Source organism: Streptomyces sp. NPDC087310, assembly GCF_044744405.1.
GTDB lineage: Bacteria > Actinomycetota > Actinomycetes > Streptomycetales > Streptomycetaceae > Streptomyces.
On sequence record NZ_JBIUYF010000019.1, the window covers coordinates 1 to 3,280 of the forward strand.

Consider the following 3,280-nt stretch of genomic DNA (forward strand, 5'->3'; position numbering starts at 1 on the left):
TATTGATCCGAAACTCAATCGGTTCTATTCGAGGGTGTAGCGGACGTGGGATCCGCCGAAGTATCCGCGGACGATGTGTGGCTGCCGTTGGCGGCGGTGGAAGAACCGGCGGGTTTCGGCTGCGAGTTGGGCCTGGTCGCGGGCCCTGCTGTGCATGGGCAGGCTCCGTTTGAGGTCGGCGTTGACCAGTTCGTCGGGGTTCAGCTCCGGCGAGTACGACGGCAGGAAGTGCAGCTTGATGCGGTCCGGGTGATCGGCCAGCCGGGCGCGGACCTTTCGGGAGCGGTGCGCGGAGTGGCCGTCCACGACGAGGTGCACCTTGCGGTCGAAGTGGCCTGCGAGCCGGTCCAGGAAGCGGCACATGACGTCGGCGTCGAAGGTCTCGGTGAAGACCATGAAGTGCATACGGCCCTTGGTGCGGACATCGCGTTGACCGAGAACCGGTTGCCCGTGCGGCGCACGATCGGGGTGCGCCCCTTGGCGCCCCAGGTGAGGCCGGTGACCTGGTCGGAACGGATGCCGACCTGGTCGGCGAAGAGGACCTCCCCGTCTTCGGCCTTCGCGCTGGCCCGAATCGCCGGCCAGGTTTTCTTCCGCCAGACACGCATTGCTTCCGCGTCCTGCTCGACGGCCCGCTTGTCCGGGCGCTGGAAGGACAGGCCCCACCGGCGCAGGTACTTGCCCACCCCCTGGTCGGTCAGCCGTGCCCGGTACAGCTTCGCGATCAGATCCCTGACTGCGGCGCGCGTCCACAGCTGCCCCGCCAGACCCAGGTCGCAGGGACGGTGATCCAGCACGGCCTGCCGGACCGCCTGCTGCTCGACCGCGTCGAGCAGCTGATGCTCGCCGACCCGGCGCCCGCGCGGCTGGGCCACCAGCGCTTCGCGCCCGCCGGCCCGCCACTTCGCCCACCACTTGTCCACCGCCTTGAGCGAGACCTGGAACACCGCCGAGACATCCTCGCGAGTCCGGCCCGCCACCAACGCGGCTACCGCCCGCAGCCGAAGGGCCTCCTGCGCCGACGGCGACAACTGCCGTGCGCCCCCCACCAGTTCACTCACGCAGGGATCAACGAACCAGAATACCTACCGTTTCAGATCAATAGATGTAGTGCGAGGTGGTGAATCGGGCGTGGACGTCAACCAGCGAGCGCTCAGGCATCATGCTCTCCCGTCACGCCGGCCGGTGCCAGGCGGTGCCCCCGACGCCACACCGCGCGGGTGTTGAGTGTCGCGGAGAGCTGCGAGGTCGGGTCACCGTCCACGAGCACCAGGTCCGCCGAGGCGCCGGGCTCGATTCGCCCGCGGTCGGTAAGGCCGAACCGGTCAGCGGTACGCCGTGTCGCCGCAGTGAGCGCCTCGACCGGACTCAGCCCGCCGGCCTCGAGCAGGCGTAGCTCGTCGTGCAGGCTGGCGCCGTGAGCGAGGCCCGGGGCACCGAGGTGGGCCGCATCGGTACCGGCCAGGACCTCGACGCCGGCGGCGTGGAGCAGCCCGACCGAGCGCAGGGCGTTGGGCAAGTGGGCGTTCCAGGCGAACTCGCGCCCCAGGTTGTCGCGCCATGCCGCGTTCAGGCGGGATGCCACACGCAGGTCGGCGGCCAGGCGTGGGCCAGCGCCGTCGGAGGCGCCGGAGGCAGTGACGGCCAGGGTGGTGATGACGAACATGCCCTGTTCGCGCATCCGGAGGATCAGGTCGTCGCTGATGACCTCGTCATAGTGCAGGTGGGTCACGCCGTCCGCGCCCGCCTCGACAGCCACCCGTGTAGCCGTGGCGCTGAGGGCGTGGACCAGGGCCATCGCCCCGCGCTCGTGAGCCGCCTCGACAGCCGCGGCGACGACCTCGGGCGGCACCACGGGCAGCGACGTGCCGAACGCGGTGCCGTCCTCGACCATGATCTTGATGTAGTCCGCGCCCTCGGACAGGCGTCCCTCAACGAAGGCAGGCGCCTGGCTCGGGACGGTGGCGGTGGGCCACACCGGGTCGTCCAGGTCGCGCCGCAGTTGGTGAGGATGTCCGTCGGGGTGGGCGAGGCCCCACGAGGCGGTGCGGACATCGGCCAGATCGAACTCGGTCTGCGCCTTCTTCCGTACCGGGTTCATCACGTCCGGTACCGACATCATGTCCAGCTCGGTTGTCACGCCGAAGCGCAGGGCCGTGCGCAGACCGTCCTCGTCTGTATGGGTGTGGGCGTCGATCAGACCCGGCAGCAGGGTCCCGCCCCCGCCGTCGAGCTCTTCCACACCCTCGGGGACCTCGTGGCCGACTGCGGCGATCGTCCCGTCCTCGACGACGACCACCGAGGCATCGGCTATGTGCGTCCCGGTGAAAACTCGTGTGTTCGTAACCGCGAACCGACTCACAGCTCCTCCTCGCAGACTGTATCGCTCAGTACAGAGCGGCCTGCGTCAGACTGTATCGGAAAGTACAAAGTCTCTGTACCGTGAGGCACAGAACACGGAGGAGGGGGCATGGGACACACACCGACCACCGCGCGGGGTCGCGCGACCCGAGAGCGCATCCTCGATTCGGCAGCAGACCTCATCCAGCAGCGCGGCGTCGCGGCGGTCACGCTGGACGATGTCGAACGCGCCGCGGGGGTCGGCCGCAGCCAGCTCTACCACTACTTCGACGACCGGGACGATCTCATCCGCTCCGTGGTTCATTCCACCGTGGACATGGTGCTGGCCGCACAGGAACCGCTGCTCCTGGACGTCGACTCACTGGCTGGCATCGACCGCTGGTTCGACGCGATCGTGGCCAACGGGACGCGGCAGGACGCGGTGGGCGGCTGCGCGATCGGCTCGTTGGCCAGCCAGCTCAGCGGCCGGGACGACCTCACCCGACAAGCGTTCGTGGACGCCTTCGCACGCTGGGAAGCACCCCTCATCGCGGGCCTGCGCCGTATGCAGGAGTCGGGCGAGCTACGCCCGGACGCGGACGTGACGGAGCTGGCCGACCTCACCATGGCCGCAATCCAGGGCGGCCTCCTGCTGGCCCAGATCCGCCGTACACCGGACCAGCTCCGTCTCGCCCTGCGCGGCGCGCGGGCGGCGCTGGAGGACGCACTCACCCCGCTGCCCTGAACGCGGTCCACCTCCCGCTCAACGCGGGCGACGCACCGCACCGTCCCGGGTCTCAGCGGTCGGCGCCGACCCCGCCCAAGCCTCCTCGGCGATTCGGGTCACGGCCCCGAGGCCGACGGGACGCGGATTCGCGTACGGCGCGGCACACACCTCCGTTACGCCCTGAACGAGAACCCCATGAGTTTCTGATCAATA

Annotated in this window: 2 protein-coding genes and 1 pseudogene; 1 reads left to right on the forward strand and 2 read right to left on the reverse strand. The window is 69.5% G+C overall.

Translation table 11 applies throughout. The features are described 5' to 3' along the window. Positions 1-24 precede the first annotated feature (24 nt). Positions 25-1,001 (reverse strand): annotated as a pseudogene (locus tag ACIO3P_RS38565) (IS630 family transposase). Positions 1,002-1,153: 152 nt separating this feature from the next. Continuing rightward, entirely contained in the window at positions 1,154-2,362 is a 1,209-nt protein-coding gene (locus tag ACIO3P_RS38570) for an amidohydrolase family protein (RefSeq protein WP_401978300.1), read from the reverse strand. A gap of 108 nt (positions 2,363-2,470) precedes the next feature. On the opposite strand from ACIO3P_RS38570, the gene ACIO3P_RS38575 reads away from it, so the two are divergent. After that, complete coding sequence (locus ACIO3P_RS38575) at positions 2,471-3,085, forward strand: TetR/AcrR family transcriptional regulator (protein WP_326611424.1); 615 nt, start codon at positions 2,471-2,473, stop codon at positions 3,083-3,085. Positions 3,086-3,280 lie beyond the last annotated feature (195 nt).

Excerpts from the sequence above, each read along its gene's own strand:
- ACIO3P_RS38575 (WP_326611424.1), top strand. The coding sequence starts at position 2,471 with ATGGGACACACACCGACCACCGCGCGGGGTCGCGCGACCCGAGAGCGC.